The following is a 17,135-nucleotide window of genomic DNA, read 5'->3' on the forward strand; positions in this document are numbered from 1 at the left end:
GAGATGAATATTACAGGAGTTTTGGTGTCTATAGTAGCACCTTTTGAAAACCATATTGCTAATGGTGGAGATAAGCTGTTGGGGAATGCTAATTCTATTAAAAGAAGACCTGATGGTCGAGTCTATGTCAGTGGACAAATGCAAAGACATGTTTTGTTTTCCGCAATGGATAGGCTTAATATGGTAGATCCGGACAAAAAAGATACTTTTCTTTCTAATGCCGATGGTATCACTTCTTTGATCGAAAAAGACTTGCGTGCAGATCTTGGAGGCTTTATGGCTACTAAAAAAGGAGGGTATACCCAAAGGCGTTCGGCTCCTCTTTCTACAACTTATGCCGTTTCACTTAATGATAGTCATGTAGGCAGGGATTTATTGGTAAGAATAAAATATGATCATAAAGCTAAAGATCAGCAGGTGATAGCTACCAAAGAATTCAGTGAACAGGATTCTATGCTAATGAATTTTCATTTGGATGTGAGTGCCTTAAGTATATCTAAATTATTTAATTATGAGAAGACTCTAAATATTGGAGTTAAATACGTCAAGCACGCGACCGAGCAAGAAAGAAAGAGAAGAGTGAAGCTTTATCTGGAAGCAACCAGAATGATGAATGACTATGCAAATCAAGCAAGAAATGCTATTTGTGGGGAACCGGAAAAAGTATTTATTGTTTTTGATGAACATTTGAGTAGAAAGGCTATGAGATATTTTAGTGCTGATGAGCAAGAGAGAAAGAATATTATAGCCGAACTGGATAGTAGAAATGCAAAGTATTTTATAGGAGACGATAAAACAGAGAATAGCGTCAATAAAGCATATAGTGACGCACTTGCTTTCTTAGAAGCAAATAATCTCTTTGATCCTTCTGAAAAAGATGAGAGGGGAAATGAGATTATAAAGAAGTATGAAGACATATTCAAATAGGGTAAATATATCAGAGGAAAAATCCAAGATTTTGGCTAAACCTTCGGGAATCACATTAGAGGAACATACCTCTAATGTGGTTCGTGAAGGAGAGACTATTATTGCCATATTGCCGGCGACTAAGGAGAAATATCATAGCTTTAGCGGAAAAGATTTCTCCAGAAGATTGGAGTTGGCTTGTAGACATCATGACGATGGAAAGAGAGAAAAGTGTTGGCAACAAGCTTGTTGGAAAGACTATGAAAACTTTGTTTTGTGGTTTAAAAAGGAACAGACTAAATCTTTTTCTCAGTACCAATTAGAGAGAGGAACAGAAGTCGGAAAAAATCTCCGTATGGTAGGGATCCGTCACGAGATTTCTTCCATAAAGTACGTTCAGAAAAAATTTCCTCTTTGGCTTAAGGTAGCCATTGGGGCACACCATGGGAAATTGGGATTTCGATATGAAGAACGATGGAAACAAGAGGCAGGAAAGGAGATTTGGATAGAGTTCTTGAAGGGGGCTAATAATATTTCAGAATTAGAGAATACTGAAAGATTAGCGATAGAGCATTATTGTTATGCAGGTCCAAGAGGTCTTTTAAGATTAGCCGATCACAGAGCGAGTGCAAGAGAAGAAGGTTTGGAGGTTGTTGATATTTCTTCTTTTGAGTATTCCTTTCCCTCAAATTGGGAAAAACGCACTGTCCAAAAACTTGTAGAGACAAATTGGAAGAAAGATTTTCTTTTAGTACGTGCTCCTACAGGAGCGGGAAAAACAGATGCCGCTTTATTATGGGCATCAAAACAGATAGAAAATAAGAGAGCTGATCGATTGGTGATTGCAATGCCAACCCGGTTTACATCTAACGCTTTAGCCATTAACATTTCTAAGACACTCTCTGATACAGGGTTGTATCATTCAACATCATGGCATGTAAAGTATCAGAGTGCTATAGAGATGGGGCATTCTAATGTGCAAAAAGAGCGAATGACTCACCAATTAGCCCGGTATTTAGCTACTCCTATAACTGTCTGTACTATAGATCATCTGTTAATGGCATTAACACTGAGTCGAGAAGATCATCATCTTATTACTTTTAATCTTGCTAATTCTTGTTTAGTGGTAGATGAAGTGGACTTTTATGATGATTTCACACAAGCAAATATTAGAGTTTTGTTAGAACTTTTGAGCTATTGGAAAGTCCCTATTCTCATGATGAGTGCTTCTCTTCCAGACTCAATTCTTTCAGAATATCGTGAACTTGGATATTCTAATGCAGAGCTTATTGAAGATGATTCCGATTATCAAAGGGTCAGATTTTTTATAAGAGACATCCAAGAGAGAGAGGGATTGGAGAACATTGAGAATACTTTACAAATAGCATTGGAGAGGAAGACTGCTATTATTTATGCCAACACCGTAGATAGGGCAATAATGTATTACGATTGGTTTAGGAATAGAGGGGTAGGAGTAGAGGATGTTGTACTGTATCATAGTAGATTTTCAGAGCCGGATAAAAAGAAAAAGGAGGAGCTTCTAATAGAGATGCTTGGGCGAAATGCTTGGGAAAAAGGAGAGGCAAAAGGATTTGCTATTCTAACCCAAATAGGAGAAATGAGTATAAATATAAGCTCTGATATTATGATATCGGATATATGTCCGATAGATAGACTTACTCAGAGAGCGGGGCGACTCTGTCGTTTTGATAATAATAAGATAGGAGAACTTTATATTATAGTTCCTCTAAAGAATGGTTGTATGTACCCGGCTCCCTATGGATCTTATGACAACAAAACAAAGAGTTGGAAAGCTTGTGATGCACTAACAAGTACAATAGATCTGATCTCTAAAGATTGTTATTCTGCGCAAATGCTTATTGATTTGGTCAATAAGGTATATTCAGAAGAACGTAGATATTCATTTGAAGCACAATATAATGCAAGAAAATTGAGAAAATCATTTCGAGATAATTGGATGATCAATCCCATGAATAATCCGGAGAAAGAAGATACAAACAATGATTTCTGGAAGTCTCGTGATATATCTCCACAAGAGACTGTTTATGTAGAACGTCCTCCTAAAAAGTACTTTTCTTCACGCATGGAATTTGAAATATGGAAATTGTCTCATTCGGTAGATATTCCCATATATATGTTTGAGAAAGGATATAGAACTCATATGATAAGTCAAGAAAAGGTTGTCATAGGAGAGCAAGATCTGAGTATTTTTGTTGTAAATACAGGTTTTTATTCTTTTGAAAAGGGTATAGATCTGAAGGAATCAGATGTCTTTTTATAGTCTATTGGATGTCAATGTTTATCACCGGTACTCATTTCAACTACTATTTAGTCTGTCACAGAAAGCTATGGTTATTTTCTTCCGGGATCACTATGGAGCATACATCGGATCTTGTGTACGAAGGAAAGTTGATTCATGAGAATAGCTATCCGCAACGATCCTTGAGGTACGAGGAGTTGGAGCTTGATGGCATAAAGATAGACTACTATGATGCTAAAAACAAAGTGGTACATGAGATAAAGAAATCGGATAAAATAGCACCTGCACATAGGCTTCAGCTTCTTTACTACCTCTATGTCCTTGAGCAGAATGGAGTGGTCGGTGCAACCGGGATATTGGAATATCCGAAACTCAGACGGCGTGAGGAGGTTTTGCTAACGGATATGGACAGAGAGCAGATACGGGAGATTGGAGAAGAGATAGAAAGAATAATAGAGAGTAAAGAGTGTCCTCCTGTGATATCATCTAAGATATGTAAGAATTGCAGCTACTACGATTTTTGTTTTTCCGGGAAAGAGTCAGAGCCGTTATGAAGAAAAGTTATTATCTATTCAATCCGGGAGAGTTGTCAAGGAAGGACAATACTCTTCGCTTTACTCCCATCGAAGAAGATGGCAATGGTATTGAGCATTTCGGACAGCCCCGATACATTCCGATAGAGGGCATAAACGATCTTTTTGTCTTTGGTTCTCTGAGGGCCAATAGCAGTTTATTCAATTTCCTTGGGCAGAATGGCGTGGATGTTCACTTCTTTGACTATTACGAGAACTATACCGGATCTTTTATGTCAAGAGATGCCTTACTTTCCGGCAAGATGTTACTGGCACAGACCAAAGCGCATCTGGATTTTGAGAGACGCCTATCGCTTGCCAAAAAGTTTATAAAAGGAGCTGCTTTTAATATGCAGAAGAATCTCAGCTACTACAATAACAGAGGGAAAGATGTGCAGGAAATCATAGATCAGATCTCGGCTCTTGCTTCACATTTGAATGCTGCGGACTCCATCGAAGCCGTTATGGGCATCGAGGGAAATATCAGAATTGCCTACTATGAGGCTTTCAATACCATCATAGATCATTTTGAAATGGGAGCAAGAAGCAAGCAACCACCCAGAAATGAAGTGAATGCCCTTATCTCTTTTGGTAATATGATGTGCTACTCTCAGTGTCTGAAGGCGGTACATCAGACGCAACTCAATCCCACCATCAGCTTCCTCCATACTCCCGGAGAGCGACGATACTCTCTCTGCTTGGATATCTCTGAAGTCTTCAAGCCGATACTTGTGGATAGGACGATATTTAAGGTTTTGAACAAAAGACTCATTCAGGAGAGACATTTCGATAGAAAGCTGAACAGATGCATTCTTAATCCAAACGGGAAGAAGATTTTTGTTCAGGCTTTTGAAGAGAGACTTTCCGAGACCATCAAGCACAGAAGGTTGGGGCGTTCCGTCAGCTATAAACATTTGGTAAAGTTGGAGTGTTACAAACTGGCAAAAGATCTGCTTGATATAGAGGAATACGAACCATTTAAGATGTACTGGTGATGTATGTGATCTTGGTATATGATGTGGGAGAAAAGCGAGTGGCAAAGATGCTGAAGCTGTGTCGGAAATATCTCAACTGGATTCAGAACTCCGTATTTGAGGGAGAAATCACTGAAGTAAAGCTTCTCGAACTCAAAATGGAAGCCTCTGATATAATGGACGAAGAGGAGGACAGTGTTATCATCTTTTCCTCCCGACAGCACCGCTGGTTGGAAAAAGAGATAATAGGAAAAGAGAAAGCCTCTGTGGATATCTTCTTATGACACGGCTCAATGTCTGTTTCTGCTCTTCTTTTACTCTATTATTGTAGTTTTTGGAAAGGGATTGCAGGTGTTGATTGTCATAGAATAATAAATCTCCGAATGCTATTATGGTTTTCTGTTATCGGATTTGCTCAGCCTTTTATTCTGGATTATAGCCTTTTAGATATCTTTTGCTTTCTGTTTTTATCTGCTTTTCTCGTAAATTTGAGAGTATCAATCGCACTTTAGCGGAATTAAAACTTCCTTGCTTACCATTTGATTTATAATTATTTTTACTTTCAATTGTACCTAAGGGGAATTAAAACTGCTCTTTGCATCTTGCGTCAAGCATCGAAATTCTCTCTATCAATCGTACCTTAGTGGAATTAAAACGAAGTTTGTAACCATCATGTTTTCTGTATATGAATCTATCAATCGTACCTTAGTGGAATTAAAACAATGATATTATTCGGCTTGGTTCTACTTTCACGGTTCTATCAATCGTACCTTAGTGGAATTAAAACAACGCATTTGCTCCAATCTCTTCTACGGCGTCAAGATGCTATCAATCGTACCTTAGTGGAATTAAAACTTCTCAACAAAGCACATTGCAGACAGAAGTTTCACTACTATCAATCGTACCTTAGTGGAATTAAAACCAACTTGAATGTGAGCCGGCACATCGATCGGCATAGCTATCAATCGTACCTTAGTGGAATTAAAACGAAACCACTTCGTGGACATCTCTTATCTTAAAGACGCTATCAATCGTACCTTAGTGGAATTAAAACCAGGCGAAGACGATAGAGAGCGTATTCGGACGCTTTCTATCAATCGTACCTTAGTGGAATTAAAACGCGATCAGCTGCATCACGTTGACCGAAATAGGGCTCTATCAATCGTACCTTAGTGGAATTAAAACTCGTAGTGTCCGCAATCGCTGTTAACATAAGGCGGACTATCAATCGTACCTTAGTGGAATTAAAACGATTGAGTGCCGTATCTTTCGACGAAAACGCTGACCCTATCAATCGTACCTTAGTGGAATTAAAACTATCGTCTTTTACAGAACAACTTTGAGGAAATGTTACTATCAATCGTACCTTAGAGGAATTAAAACGCGAGATATGCGTTCGTTGCAAAAGTTCTTCTTGCTCTATCAATCGTACCTTGGTAGAATTAAAACTCAATCTAAATCTGTAAACTTGCAAAGCTCCATGACAATATCAATTGTACCATACAGTATTGAAATGGAGAGAGGGTAATGTCTGTATGATTGCTTTAATTATTCTTGACTATACCCTCAACAGCTCCAAATTTTTCCTTGAATCCCTTTGATCGTGTTTGCAAGGCTGCTTTTATCGGTGTTTTCATCCCAACATCAAGATGTTTAATCTTTTAGAGCTGTGAAGAGAGTATTTTTGTACTTTTGTATGACCATATTTGACAGTGGTATCGGTATCTCTAAAAATGGGAATAGTATGAAGTTAAGACAGATATTTTTTGTGGCAATCTTTCTGTTCGGATTGCTTTCCTGCTCCGGAAACAGGCAGGCGAGCAGGACTTCCGAAGCGGTGCCTGTGGAGGCTATGTCGGATATGGCTTCCTCGGTAAAGAGCCTGGCGATAGATGCGGATGGCAGCGATGTCAAGTGGACCGGCTATAAACCGACCGGTAAGCACTGGGGGGAGGTGAAGATAGCGAGTGGAGAGATCCGGATAGACCCTAAGACTCTTTTGGTACTTGGCGGTAAGATTGTGCTCGATATGAATAGCATAGAGGTGGACGACTTGGATGATAACTCTCCGGATAAGGTCAAACTGGAGACGCATCTGAAGAGTGAGGACTTTTTTAACGTGAAAGAGTTTCCGGAAGGTCTCTTTGAAGTTACCGGCAGTGAGCCTATCGAAGGCTCTAAAGCTCAGATGTTGTCCGGTAATCTGACCCTGAAAGGGGAGACGCTGAATGTCTCTTTCCGTGTAACCGTAACCAAAGGAGGTGAGGGCGAATATGAAGCCATGAGCGAAACCATCGTATTGGATCGTACAAAGTGGGGGATTAACTATGCTTCCAAAAACATCTTCAAGGATCTGAAAGATAACTTTATTGATGACCATTTCGAGGTTGTTCTGGAGATAGAAGCAAGATAGACTTTGCGGTAACCACTTTTAGTGAGGAGAAAAGAAATAGCGAGGAGAGTGTTTAAGATTTTTGGACACTCTCCTCGTTTCTGCTTCCTGCCGGGTCGGACTCTTTATTTTTATATATTCCATCCCATTTATCAGCCCGGATTTCCCCTGTTTCTATTTGGGTCGAAGCTGTTGTTTTTAGAGCAGAACCGAAATGTTAAATCGGCTTGTTTTATTTACACTTATTTGCTTTCAGGGATAGGAAAAAAGCTGAACAGATTCGGTTTTTCAACTAAACGTATTCAGATTTTTTCTGAATACGTTTACTGTTTTCATTAAACACGTTTATTGATTCCTCTGAATACTTTTAATGGATTGCTTAAACGTATTTAGAATTTTTCTTGAAGTGTTGATTATCAGAGAAATAGCTGTTTTAACGGTTTTTGAACGGGATTTTATATGATTTTATCATTAGGGAATATTTACGATTAAGGTATTTGTTTTTAACGAATATTGGCTCAAAACAGCCCTTGAAAGCGATCGGAAGGCGATTGGAACTCATTTTCGAGATTCTGTGTATTACCCTGTTTTCCAGAGTGATATGGTCTACTCAAGATTTTGAGAGAGTAAATTCAAGAGGAAGAAGAGAGTCTTGGAAGAGGAAAAAACAGCCTTCTGTTTTTATATAAAAGTGCACATGAAAAAAGCTCATCTTTAAGTAGAATATCCCCAAAGATGAGCTTTCCCATTGGTTATACGAGTCTTTTTTCGATCAATATCTGTAAGTGACGCCTAACAATATTTGGTGAGACATCTGTTTCATATTACCCCCCTTGGATGGGAAGACATAAACGTTGTTGTCTGCCTTGTAGGAAGATGAGGTGAACGGATATGCTTTAGCCGAGCGAGTGTTGTTTACATACGCCAAGTCCAGAGAGAAACCATTCTTGAATGCGTAGCCGATACCGAGTGTGTAGTACTGATTTTTTCCTTTGGTCAGGATAAAATCGGACATTGTTCCGGATGTTCCGACATCTTCTTTGAGTCCGTTTTCGTCTTCACCCAGTACATCGAGATCTTTAATCGGGTTGGAGTAGATGGCTGCTCCTCCTCGAATAGAAAACTGACGTGTAGGTTTAAGTTCCAAACCGAATCTATGGCTTGTTACTGCTCCATAATACTCTTTGATGTATTGGTTGTTGCTGTTTTCGACACCATTGTCAAACTTCAGTCTGGTCGAGCCTGCATTGGAATAGTCAAAGTCATACGTTACAACTCCATAACCTCCCAAGTAAATCATGGCACTGGCTGTGATAACGCCGGGTCTGATCAGAGAGTATTGGGTGTAGTAGTCTTTCGGAGTGCTATAGCTGAACGGGCCTTTATCTTTGTCGTATCTCCAGTTGAAACTTCTGGCTTCTGCGATATACTCATCCTTGAGTGCCAAGACCTGCGGAGTAAGATAAGAGACACCGATACGACCGAAATCACCAAGACTTACAAGTGCTCCGAAAGTGGCACTGACGCCTTGACCGGAGGTGTTGAGGTGATTGCTGATTTCGAGATAGTCGTTAGAGGCAGCTCCTTTGTAGTCGCTGTAATTGTCCGTATAAAACTTATTACTATCGAATGCCTCGCCATAGTAGGTTTTCTTATTGTAGTTGATGCTGTGCAGTCTGAGCGTTGCTCCGAAGTGCAGATACTCTCCGGAAGAGAACCCAAGAGAGAAGTCGAAAGACTTATCCGCGCCTCTCTCCTGAACTTTAAGCGTGGAGTGGTCGGGAGCAGAGCTCAGATTCTCGTAGATGAACGTACTGCGATAACGGTCTGTACCATCTACGTGTTCTATGAGACCTGCATTCTCGGCAAAGATCGGAAGCCATTCGTAGCCGGAGTTATAAGGATTGTTTTTCTTGGTATCCTGAATGGCAGCAGGAGGTATCTTGTATGCCATTCTCGCCGCATAGTCTGCAATGGAGACCGGCATACCGTCTGCTTCCATGCGATAAGCGCGTCCGAACTCTTTGTCTCTGTTGTAAGAGAATGAGAGATTCACACCACGACCCAATCTGGTCGAGGGTAGCACAAATGTAAAGTTGTTTAACGCTCTCGGCCTGTGAGTGGTAGAGATACCGGTCTTGGTATTCATACCCCACTCGGTAGCAGTGTTGAGATTGCCAAATCCGAATGTTCCGTGTATGATGTGTGAGGTGTAGAGGTTTACACCAGCGGGATTGATCCGTATGGCAGAAGGGTCTGCTCCCAATGCTCCGACAGCTCCACCCATACCCATGGATCGGGCTGTACCATTGAGAGCACGCTCTGTAAGGTTTTGAGCATCCCGCTCATTCTGTGCCTGCAAGCCTGAGAAGGAGCATAAGACAAGCCCCAATCCCAGCATTCCTTTGATACTATATGATACTATTCTTTTCATCAGTGTTTCTCTTTGTTGTGAAAGACTATAAGATCAAGACGCTTTATCTTCTGCCGCGTCCGCCTCCCGAACCGCTGCCGGAGTTGTGATTTCCGCCTCCGGAAGAAGAGTTGGATGAACCTGAACTGCTACTGCGTACAGAAGATGAGTTGGACGACGATGAGGACGAACCGCTTCTGTTGTAGTAGTCGTAAGAGGATCTTGATCGGTTTTCATAGCTTCCGTAGTTGCTGCCACGGTTATAGTCTGTTGCTCCCGAACGTCCACTGTTGCGATACACTCCTCCTCTGCCACTGTTGTAGTTAGGATCATTGCCGCTGCGATACCTGTCGAGCGTGCGACCATAATCCTGACCATAACGTGAACCTAAGGAAGAACCATCGGAGCTGTATCTGCCTCTTATATTATTGTTACTGCCATAGCCGGAACGTCCGGTATAGGAGTGCATTTTAGGAGTAGAGTAGTAGCCTCCGTATCCATAGTAGTCGTATCCGTAGCTATAATCGTAGAAGTAGTGCGGACGATATGGGCGGTAGTAATAGCCACCCCAATAGTCGTAGCCGTAATACGGACCACCCCAACCCCAATAATGGTGTCTCGGATAGCCCCAGAAGTCCCAATAGGAGTCGTACCAAGGATAGTAGTATCCGTAATATCTGTAATATGGATAAGGATATCCCCAGTCTCTCCATGGTCTGTAACCGAAGGAGATGTTTATGGAGACATTGTTGTAGTCGTCGTAGCCGTAGTAGCTGTCTGTCCATGGGTTGTAACGGACATCGTCCACGATATAAACATCGGCATCGCTTAGCACTACCGTGTTGTCCGAATGGAATCTTTTGATTCTCTTGGAGTATTTTCCATTTGTTCTCGGACGTTTTTCCCCTTCGAGTCTATCGAGGTTGGCTTCCATCTCTTCGGATGAAATGCCTTCCCATCCCTTTCCTCTTCTGTTGTAATAGTCTATGAGATCGCTCTCGTAATTCTCTTCTTTCTTGAGTTGCAACAGCCTTGCTGCTCGCTCTTCTTCCAGCTTTTTCCTCTTTTCTGCTTGTCTTTTGAGGTACTCAAGATGTTCCTTTTCTTCTCTTTCCTTGAGCTTTTTCACTTGGGAAGGAGTCAGATAGGCGTCATCTTCATACTGGGCAACAGCAACCGAGCTACCCAAAAAGGCTGCCAACAGGGCAACAAGTAAAAATTTCGTCTTCATGGTTGTTACTGTTTTTATGTATTGTTTATTGATTATCTTGTTTCTTTTTGGTGGATAAGTGGGCTGTTTTGTGCCTCTTTTCCGCACGAAATATAGTGATTATTTCCGAGAAACCCTTGATTCCATCTATTTTAACCTGCTTTAGACAAGGTAAGGTATTATTTTAATGAAAAGAGTGAAGCAACAAAAAACACTCCCGAAAAAGTACTTGCCTCTTTTCGAGAGTGTTTTTAGGTTTTTATTTCGGAATTGCCAACAATCGGCTCTTCCTGCTTGATCTATTAGAAAGCAAAGTAAGTCAAGATAGCAACGAGCAGAGCCAAGATCGCGTAAAGCTCCGGGAATACTGCCATAACAAGGCTGGATACCATAACATCGTGTCCGGAAGCCAATCCTGCAATACCGTTAGCACACACTTGCGCTTGTCTGATAGCAGAGAAGAGAGCCACTACACCAAGAGCAAGCCCTGTGGCAAGGATAGCCCATGCTTGTACAGAGGTGATAGCTTCTGTAAGGAATCCTTTTGCAAAGAAGAATGCCAAGAAACCGTAGATACCTTGAGACGATGGAAGGGCCGATAGTGTAATGTATGAAGCCATCTTTGTAGGATCTTTTTTCATCGCTCCTACCACTGCATTACCTGCGATTGTAATACCGACGCTACTTCCAATACCGGAGAGGATTACCATGAAGGCTATACCGAGCCATCCTAACATCAAATTCATTTCCATGAGATAATCGTTTTATTTAAGTGTTTATTATTTTGTTTTTATCTGTAATATCTGTTTGTACAAGAAGATTTCTTACTGTACTTCTTCCGTATTCAGCTTTTGAAGAGGCTTGTACTCGACTCCTCCTCCCTCATAATCGGAGTTATTAAAGTACTCTACGAAGATGAGACGTATCGGGTGTACGAATGCTCCGATGAGACATAAGCCAAAGTTGATGGCATGACCGAGAGCCAATATAATAAGCATTGGCAACCATTTAATATATATAGGTAGTCCCCCGGTAACCTGCATGGCAAGATCGTTGAACACACCACCGAGAATACCTCCGGCAAGTCCGATCGCAAATAGACGGATATAGGATAGAGTGTCTCCTAATAGCCCGGAAGCTGTATTGTAAGCCGTCCAAACTGCACTACCGACATTGATGAGCGGATTTTTACCGGGAGAGTTGAAGAAGACAATGAATATTCCGAAGAGTGCGAGGAGTCCATATACGGCATAAGTTACCCACTGAGGAAGCTCTATCTTCAGCAACGGAAGAGAGAAAAAGAGTACTCCGGTGAGTATCAGAAATGCCCATGCAAACTGCGATACGGAATATTTGAGTCCTTTTTGCTTGGTCGTTTTTACCGCCTTTATGACTTTCGCAAAGATGATCTGTACCAATCCCAAAGCAATAGCAATGATCATGATATTATCTTGCGATAGGAAGAAGGCTTTGAAAGGAGCTAAGAATGGAATATTGACATACTGCACGCCAAAGAATGTTCCCATGAAGAACGACACTATAATGGTTGCTCCTCCAAGATATTGCAGCATAGTCATCATTGCCTGCTTGTCCGGAGAAGACTTTCTTTTCATTAGTGTGGCTGCAAGAAGCAGGATTATGCCATAACCTCCATCCCCAAAACACATTGCAAAGAACAGCATGAAGAATGGTGCTACAAACGGAGTGGGATCAAGCTCGAAGTAGTTGGGGAATGAGTGCATCTTGATGATCGGCTCAAATGCCCTTGCAAAGAAGTTGTTCTTAAGCTTGATGGGTACTCTTTCTCCTTCCTTTATTTCTATTTCTGCAAAGGCATAACCCTCTTTATCCAGAGCACTCTCCATTGCCTCTGCCTTCTTTTGAGGCAACCAGCCTTCGAGTACGACCAGCTGATCATCAAAGAGAGATACACCTTGAAGACGGGCATCATCCATCCGATAAGTCTCTTCGAGAGAGAGTTGATATGCTTCAGCAATCTCTTTGTGTTGTGCTAATGCCGAGAGTTTAAGTTGTTCCTCTTTTAATCTGACCGAGAGTGTTTCATTTTCTGCTTCAATATCCGAGATGCTTCTGCTCGGTACTTCCAACAGACTGCTTTCGGGAAGATCCTTTGTAGTAAGCTCTTGTGGCGAAAGCGTTACAAAGTAAAAGAGCCTTTGAGAATCCCCTATAAACACTGCTCCAAACAGCTCTTCCCACTGTTCGTTATAGGCATTTGCCGGCACTGTCCAGAATTGAAGCTGAAGACCGTCCTTTCTGAATTTTTCTACGATGCTTGGATCAAAATCTCCCCAGACAGAGAGAGAAGATATGGTCTCCTTGTTTGCCGCAATCTTTTGAGAAAGCTGTTTGATCTGCTTTTGAGTCTCCAGAAATGTGGCGACATACTCTTCACCACTTTGTGGCACGACAAAATCGGAATGCCGGGCTTGCTGTTCATCTTTGGCTTCAGCTTTCCGGATGATCTCCAACTGGGTAAGAATGGTTGCAATCTCCTTTTTCTTTCCCAAAAGAGACTTGATATTTTCTATCTCATCTGTATTCCGATTCTGGCGGATATGAACCACTCCGAGTGATTTCAGCCGTTCCAGAAACGCTTCGTGTTCTTTCCTGTAGATGAGGAAAGAGTATTTACTCATAGGTACTATCATACTGCTTTCACCTCCTCTTCTGCTTTACGTTCTAAGTTTGCCCGCATGATTTTTTGTGCTGCCTTAGCCAAAGATTCTTCGTCTTCCAGATACCTTTTGATCTTCCTTATGGCATCTTGATAGCCCGGAATCTGTACCTTCTCAAAGAGATTTACTTTTTGAGTCGTTTTCTTTCTGGCATGTTCGAGCAGATTCATCTTCATGCGTTCAAATTCTGCCTGTATCCCCACTGTTGCAAGCTCCTTGACCAGAGAGAGACCCTCCATAAACCATGCAGGATGAGCAGCAAGGCTAAATGGTTTTACATTGAACTCGACATCCGATAGCAATGGAATGACCACACCTGCAATCTTTCTTGTCGCCATCTTCACATCTTTTACTTCCAAGAGTGAAGGGTCCAGTTCATTCCAAAGAGCCTTCATGTTGTCATACGTTCCGAGACGCATTTCCAACTCATTCTCAAGTCTCTCTACTTCGTCCTTGGTTCGCTTCACTTCCATACGCAGTGCACTCTCCTTGCTTTTTATTGTAGGAAGAGCTCGCACACGCACTTTGAGTTGCTTCTCCTGCTGTTGTAGTGAGGTCTTATTGTATTGGAATTTAATAGCCATTATCTCTTACTTTGAGGGCCAATACTTATCTACCAAATCTTGACGGATGTTTACCTCTTCCGGTTTGAAGTATTGAGAGAAGAGACCCCAAGTAGTATCCAACATTTGGGTATTGTTCAAGTTGACGTCTATCGCCAACAAGTGGCGAGAGTAATCCTTGGCAAAGTCGAGCGTTCGAGAGTCATACTCGGTAAGGTCAAAACCGTTTTCCAACTTGGTCTGTGCATTGGAAGCATCGGAGTATAGACGTACAGCGGCGTTCATCACCTGAGGATGATCTTCTCGTGTTTTCTTTCCGATTACAAGCTGTTTTAGGCGAGAAAGACTCCGGAATGGGTCTACGATAACCTTTCCTACCTGAGTGTCCCTACGGAGATAGAGCTGTCCCTCGGTGATGTAACCAGTGTTGTCGGGAACGGCATGCGTAATATCTCCTCCCGATAGCGTTGTAACCGCAATGATGGTGATGGATCCTCCGTCAGGGAACTGTACTGCCTTTTCGTAGATCTTAGCCAAATCCGAATAGAGAGAACCCGGCATCGCATCTTTGGAAGGAATTTGGTCCATCTTGTTGGATACGATTGCAAGAGCATCGGCATAGTTTGTCATGTCCGTTAGCAGTACCAACACTTTCTTGTGCTCCTCTACTGCAAAATACTCTGCTGCCGTAAGAGCCATGTCCGGAATAAGTACACGCTCGACCGAAGGGTCTTCTGTCGTATTGATAAAAGAGATAATACGATCCAGTGCACCTGCATTAGTGAAAGTGTTTTTGAAGTACAGGTAGTCGTCATTCGTCATACCCATTCCTCCAAGAATAATGAGATCACTTTCCGCACGAAGTGCTACCGTAGCCATCACTTGGTTAAAAGGTTGGTCAGGGTCTGCAAAGAACGGAATCTTTTGCCCTGTTACCAGGGTATTGTTAAGGTCGATACCGGCGATACCCGTAGCTATCAGTTCGGATGGCTGTTGCCGGCGAACAGGGTTTACCGAAGGGCCTCCGATCTCCACCTGTTTACCTTCAAGCTGCGGACCATCATCTATTGGTTCGCCATAGGCATTAAGGAAACGTCCGGCAAGAGACGGACCCACTTTGAGCGATGGAGAGTTTCCGAGGAAAACCACTTCCGCATTGGTACGAATATCTTCTGTACCACGGAAGACCTGAAGAGTAACCTCATCGTCTTGTATCTTCACTACTTGAGCCAACTTTCCATCTATTGTTGCCAGCTCGTCATACCCTACATCCTGTGCCTTAATGGAGCAGGTTGCTTTGGTTATCTTCGTAACCTCTGTATATATTTTCTGGAATGCTTTATTCGCCATCGTCTTGAATCTTATTTAAGAGTCTTGTCATTGATAACACTCTGTAGTTCTACCTCATACTTCTTAAAGCTCTCATCTTGGAACTTTGCGTAGTTCATCTGCTTGAGCATATTGATGAGCTTTTTGAAGAATGCCGATACATCGTTGAAGTCTTCAAAGTCGTATTCCCCTCTACAAATGTTTACCACGATCTCCAACATATATTTCTGTCTTTGCAGAGGAGTGATACAGTCTATCGAGTCGAAAGCATCCTGTTGGAGCAGAACAAAGTCTATGAGTTCGGACTTCCAGAATATATCGTGATACTCAACCGGCACACCATCGTCTCCGAGAATGTTTATCTGTTCGGCTATCTCCTTACCACGTTGCATTCTGGTACGGCATTCATGTACCATTTTGAGCCACTCTTTTCCTGTTATAGCGGAGATATACTCTTCAAATTCAGGGTATTCCAGATATTTGGAGTAGGAGTCTATCGGATTCACAGCCGGGTATCTCTTCTTATCCGCACGGTCTTGTTCGAGAGCATAGAAGCATCGAGCCACCTTCTTGGTATTTTCCGTTACAGGCTCTTTCAGGTTACCTCCGGCAGGAGATACCGTTCCGATGAATGTAACGGAACCGCTCTCGCCATTCTTCAGCTCCACATAACCTGCACGAGAGTAGAAGTTGGCAATGATGGCAGAAAGGTCCATTGGGAATGCGTCCGGTCCCGGAAGCTCTTCCAAACGGTTAGACATTTCACGAAGAGCCTGTGCCCAACGAGAAGTAGAGTCTGCCATCAGAAGCACTTTAAGCCCCATCGCCCGGTAATATTCCGAGATAGTCATCGCTGTATATACGGATGCCTCACGAGCCGCTACCGGCATGTTGGATGTGTTGGCTATGATGATGGTACGCTCCATAAGCTTTCTTCCTGTGTGAGGGTCCACCAGTTCGGGAAACTCTTTGAAGATCTCCACCACCTCATTGGCACGCTCACCACAAGCCGCTATCACCACTATATCCGCTTCTGCCTGCTTCGAGATGGCGTGTTGAAGTACGGTCTTACCTGTACCGAAAGGACCGGGGATAAAGCCTGTGCCCCCTTCCACCATCGGGTTGAAGGTATCTATGATACGCACACCCGTTTCAAGGAGCTTGTATGGTCTTGGTTTGTTCTTGTATCCCGGTACGGGCAGCTTCACGGGCCAGCGTTGTACCATCGTTACCTTATGCTCGTTACCGTCTTTGTCTTCAAGCACGGCAATAGTATCCGTAAGTGCATAAGTTCCGGCAGGAGCGATGCTCTTCACGGTGTAGATACCCTTAAACACGAAAGGCACCATTATTTTATGGCTCTTGTAGCTCTCGTCCACTTCTCCGAGCCAAGATGCTGCCTCAACCTCATCACCTGCTTTGGCAATGGGGGTAAACTCCCATTTGGAATCTATTTCCAACGGTGGAGTATAATCGCCTCTCTTTAGAAAGACACCCTCCATCTTGTCCAAGTCATTCTGCAAACCGTCAAAATTTTTGGAGAGAAGCCCGGGGCCGAGTTGCACTTCAAGCATATGTTGCTCGAAGCGAGCCTTATCTCCGACTCTCATACCGCGTGTACTGTCGAAGACCTGAACATAGGCGTTCTTTCCAATGATCTTGATAACCTCGCTCATCAGTTCGGTTCCCCGCACTGAGATATAGCAGATCTCATTTTGAGCCACCGGTCCATCCACCTCTATCGTTACGAGGTTAGACACAATGCCTCTTACTATCCCGGTTGTTTTCATGCGAAT

General features: G+C 42.5%; 13 protein-coding genes and 1 CRISPR repeat array. Of the genes, 6 read left to right on the forward strand and 7 right to left on the reverse strand.

Features of this window, described 5'->3' with window-relative positions; translation table 11 throughout:
- Nucleotides 1-3: 3 nt before the first annotated feature.
- From cas7p to HQ29_RS02665, 6 genes are all read left to right on the forward strand, one after another.
- A complete protein-coding gene (gene cas7p / locus HQ29_RS02640) occupies nucleotides 4-927 on the forward strand; it encodes a type I-PGING CRISPR-associated protein Cas7/Csp1 (protein ID WP_036867385.1) in 924 nt (307 codons plus the stop codon).
- A complete protein-coding gene (gene cas3 / locus HQ29_RS02645; protein ID WP_052089724.1) occupies nucleotides 908-3,208 on the forward strand; it encodes a CRISPR-associated helicase Cas3' in 2,301 nt (766 codons plus the stop codon). Before cas7p ends, cas3 begins: the two co-directional genes overlap by 20 nt.
- A gap of 14 nt (nucleotides 3,209-3,222) precedes the next feature.
- Nucleotides 3,223-3,741 carry a CRISPR-associated protein Cas4 gene (gene cas4 / locus HQ29_RS02650; RefSeq protein WP_036867388.1) on the forward strand — a complete coding sequence of 173 codons (519 nt, stop codon included), beginning with the start codon at nucleotides 3,223-3,225 and terminating at the stop codon, nucleotides 3,739-3,741.
- The gene (cas1b, locus tag HQ29_RS02655) at nucleotides 3,738-4,754 is read left to right on the forward strand and encodes a type I-B CRISPR-associated endonuclease Cas1b (RefSeq protein WP_036867390.1); all 1,017 of its coding nucleotides are present in this window, start codon (nucleotides 3,738-3,740) and stop codon (nucleotides 4,752-4,754) included. The genes cas4 and cas1b overlap by 4 nt, the downstream gene beginning before the upstream one ends.
- Nucleotides 4,754-5,017: a CRISPR-associated endonuclease Cas2 gene (cas2, locus tag HQ29_RS02660; RefSeq protein ID WP_036790397.1), complete on the forward strand. Its 264-nt coding sequence runs from the start codon at nucleotides 4,754-4,756 to the stop codon at nucleotides 5,015-5,017. The genes cas1b and cas2 overlap by 1 nt, the downstream gene beginning before the upstream one ends.
- 210 nt (nucleotides 5,018-5,227) lie before the next feature.
- Nucleotides 5,228-6,182: direct repeats of the CRISPR family, unit length 30 nt; unit sequence CTATCAATCGTACCTTAGTGGAATTAAAAC.
- A 295-nt stretch (nucleotides 6,183-6,477) separates the two neighbouring features.
- Entirely contained in the window at nucleotides 6,478-7,146 is a 669-nt protein-coding gene (locus HQ29_RS02665) for a YceI family protein (RefSeq protein WP_161781549.1), read from the forward strand.
- Between the two features lie 751 nt (nucleotides 7,147-7,897).
- On the opposite strand, the gene HQ29_RS02670 is transcribed toward HQ29_RS02665, so the two are convergent.
- From HQ29_RS02670 to HQ29_RS09820, 7 genes are all read right to left on the reverse strand, one after another.
- Complete coding sequence (locus tag HQ29_RS02670; RefSeq protein WP_152566473.1) at nucleotides 7,898-9,559, reverse strand: hypothetical protein; 1,662 nt, start codon at nucleotides 9,557-9,559, stop codon at nucleotides 7,898-7,900.
- A 43-nt stretch (nucleotides 9,560-9,602) separates the two neighbouring features.
- Nucleotides 9,603-10,769 carry a hypothetical protein gene (locus tag HQ29_RS02675; RefSeq protein WP_036867394.1) on the reverse strand — a complete coding sequence of 389 codons (1,167 nt, stop codon included), beginning with the start codon at nucleotides 10,767-10,769 and terminating at the stop codon, nucleotides 9,603-9,605.
- A gap of 281 nt (nucleotides 10,770-11,050) precedes the next feature.
- A complete protein-coding gene (locus HQ29_RS02680) occupies nucleotides 11,051-11,500 on the reverse strand; it encodes a hypothetical protein (protein WP_036790391.1) in 450 nt (149 codons plus the stop codon).
- 72 nt (nucleotides 11,501-11,572) lie between these two features.
- Nucleotides 11,573-13,420 (reverse strand): V-type ATP synthase subunit I, encoded by a 1,848-nt coding sequence (locus tag HQ29_RS02685; protein WP_036867395.1) that lies wholly within the window; start codon nucleotides 13,418-13,420, stop codon nucleotides 11,573-11,575.
- Nucleotides 13,417-14,031: a V-type ATP synthase subunit D gene (locus HQ29_RS02690; protein WP_036790385.1), complete on the reverse strand. Its 615-nt coding sequence runs from the start codon at nucleotides 14,029-14,031 to the stop codon at nucleotides 13,417-13,419. Before HQ29_RS02690 ends, HQ29_RS02685 begins: the two co-directional genes overlap by 4 nt.
- Before the next feature lie 6 nt (nucleotides 14,032-14,037).
- Nucleotides 14,038-15,360, reverse strand: coding sequence for a V-type ATP synthase subunit B (locus HQ29_RS02695; RefSeq protein ID WP_036864710.1), 1,323 nt, complete (start codon nucleotides 15,358-15,360; stop codon nucleotides 14,038-14,040).
- Between the two features lie 11 nt (nucleotides 15,361-15,371).
- Nucleotides 15,372-17,129 (reverse strand): V-type ATP synthase subunit A, encoded by a 1,758-nt coding sequence (locus HQ29_RS09820; RefSeq protein ID WP_052089729.1) that lies wholly within the window; start codon nucleotides 17,127-17,129, stop codon nucleotides 15,372-15,374.
- Between the last annotated feature and the right edge of the window lie 6 nt (nucleotides 17,130-17,135).

The organism is Porphyromonas canoris, assembly GCF_000765975.1.
GTDB lineage: Bacteria > Bacteroidota > Bacteroidia > Bacteroidales > Porphyromonadaceae > Porphyromonas_A > Porphyromonas_A canoris.

What these genes read in the sequence shown, in the direction of transcription:
- cas7p (WP_036867385.1), top strand. Translation starts at nt 4, where the DNA reads ATGAATATTACAGGAGTTTTGGTGTCTATAGTAGCACCTTTTGAAAAC.
- cas3 (WP_052089724.1), top strand. Translation starts at nt 908, where the DNA reads ATGAAGACATATTCAAATAGGGTAAATATATCAGAGGAAAAATCCAAG.
- cas4 (WP_036867388.1), top strand. Translation starts at nt 3,223, where the DNA reads ATGTTTATCACCGGTACTCATTTCAACTACTATTTAGTCTGTCACAGA.
- cas1b (WP_036867390.1), top strand. Translation starts at nt 3,738, where the DNA reads ATGAAGAAAAGTTATTATCTATTCAATCCGGGAGAGTTGTCAAGGAAG.
- cas2 (WP_036790397.1), top strand. Translation starts at nt 4,754, where the DNA reads ATGTATGTGATCTTGGTATATGATGTGGGAGAAAAGCGAGTGGCAAAG.
- HQ29_RS02665 (WP_161781549.1), top strand. Translation starts at nt 6,478, where the DNA reads ATGAAGTTAAGACAGATATTTTTTGTGGCAATCTTTCTGTTCGGATTG.
- HQ29_RS02670 (WP_152566473.1), bottom strand. Translation starts at nt 9,559, where the DNA reads ATGAAAAGAATAGTATCATATAGTATCAAAGGAATGCTGGGATTGGGG.
- HQ29_RS02675 (WP_036867394.1), bottom strand. Translation starts at nt 10,769, where the DNA reads ATGAAGACGAAATTTTTACTTGTTGCCCTGTTGGCAGCCTTTTTGGGT.
- HQ29_RS02680 (WP_036790391.1), bottom strand. Translation starts at nt 11,500, where the DNA reads ATGGAAATGAATTTGATGTTAGGATGGCTCGGTATAGCCTTCATGGTA.
- HQ29_RS02685 (WP_036867395.1), bottom strand. Translation starts at nt 13,420, where the DNA reads ATGATAGTACCTATGAGTAAATACTCTTTCCTCATCTACAGGAAAGAA.
- HQ29_RS02690 (WP_036790385.1), bottom strand. Translation starts at nt 14,031, where the DNA reads ATGGCTATTAAATTCCAATACAATAAGACCTCACTACAACAGCAGGAG.
- HQ29_RS02695 (WP_036864710.1), bottom strand. Translation starts at nt 15,360, where the DNA reads ATGGCGAATAAAGCATTCCAGAAAATATATACAGAGGTTACGAAGATA.
- HQ29_RS09820 (WP_052089729.1), bottom strand. Translation starts at nt 17,129, where the DNA reads ATGAAAACAACCGGGATAGTAAGAGGCATTGTGTCTAACCTCGTAACG.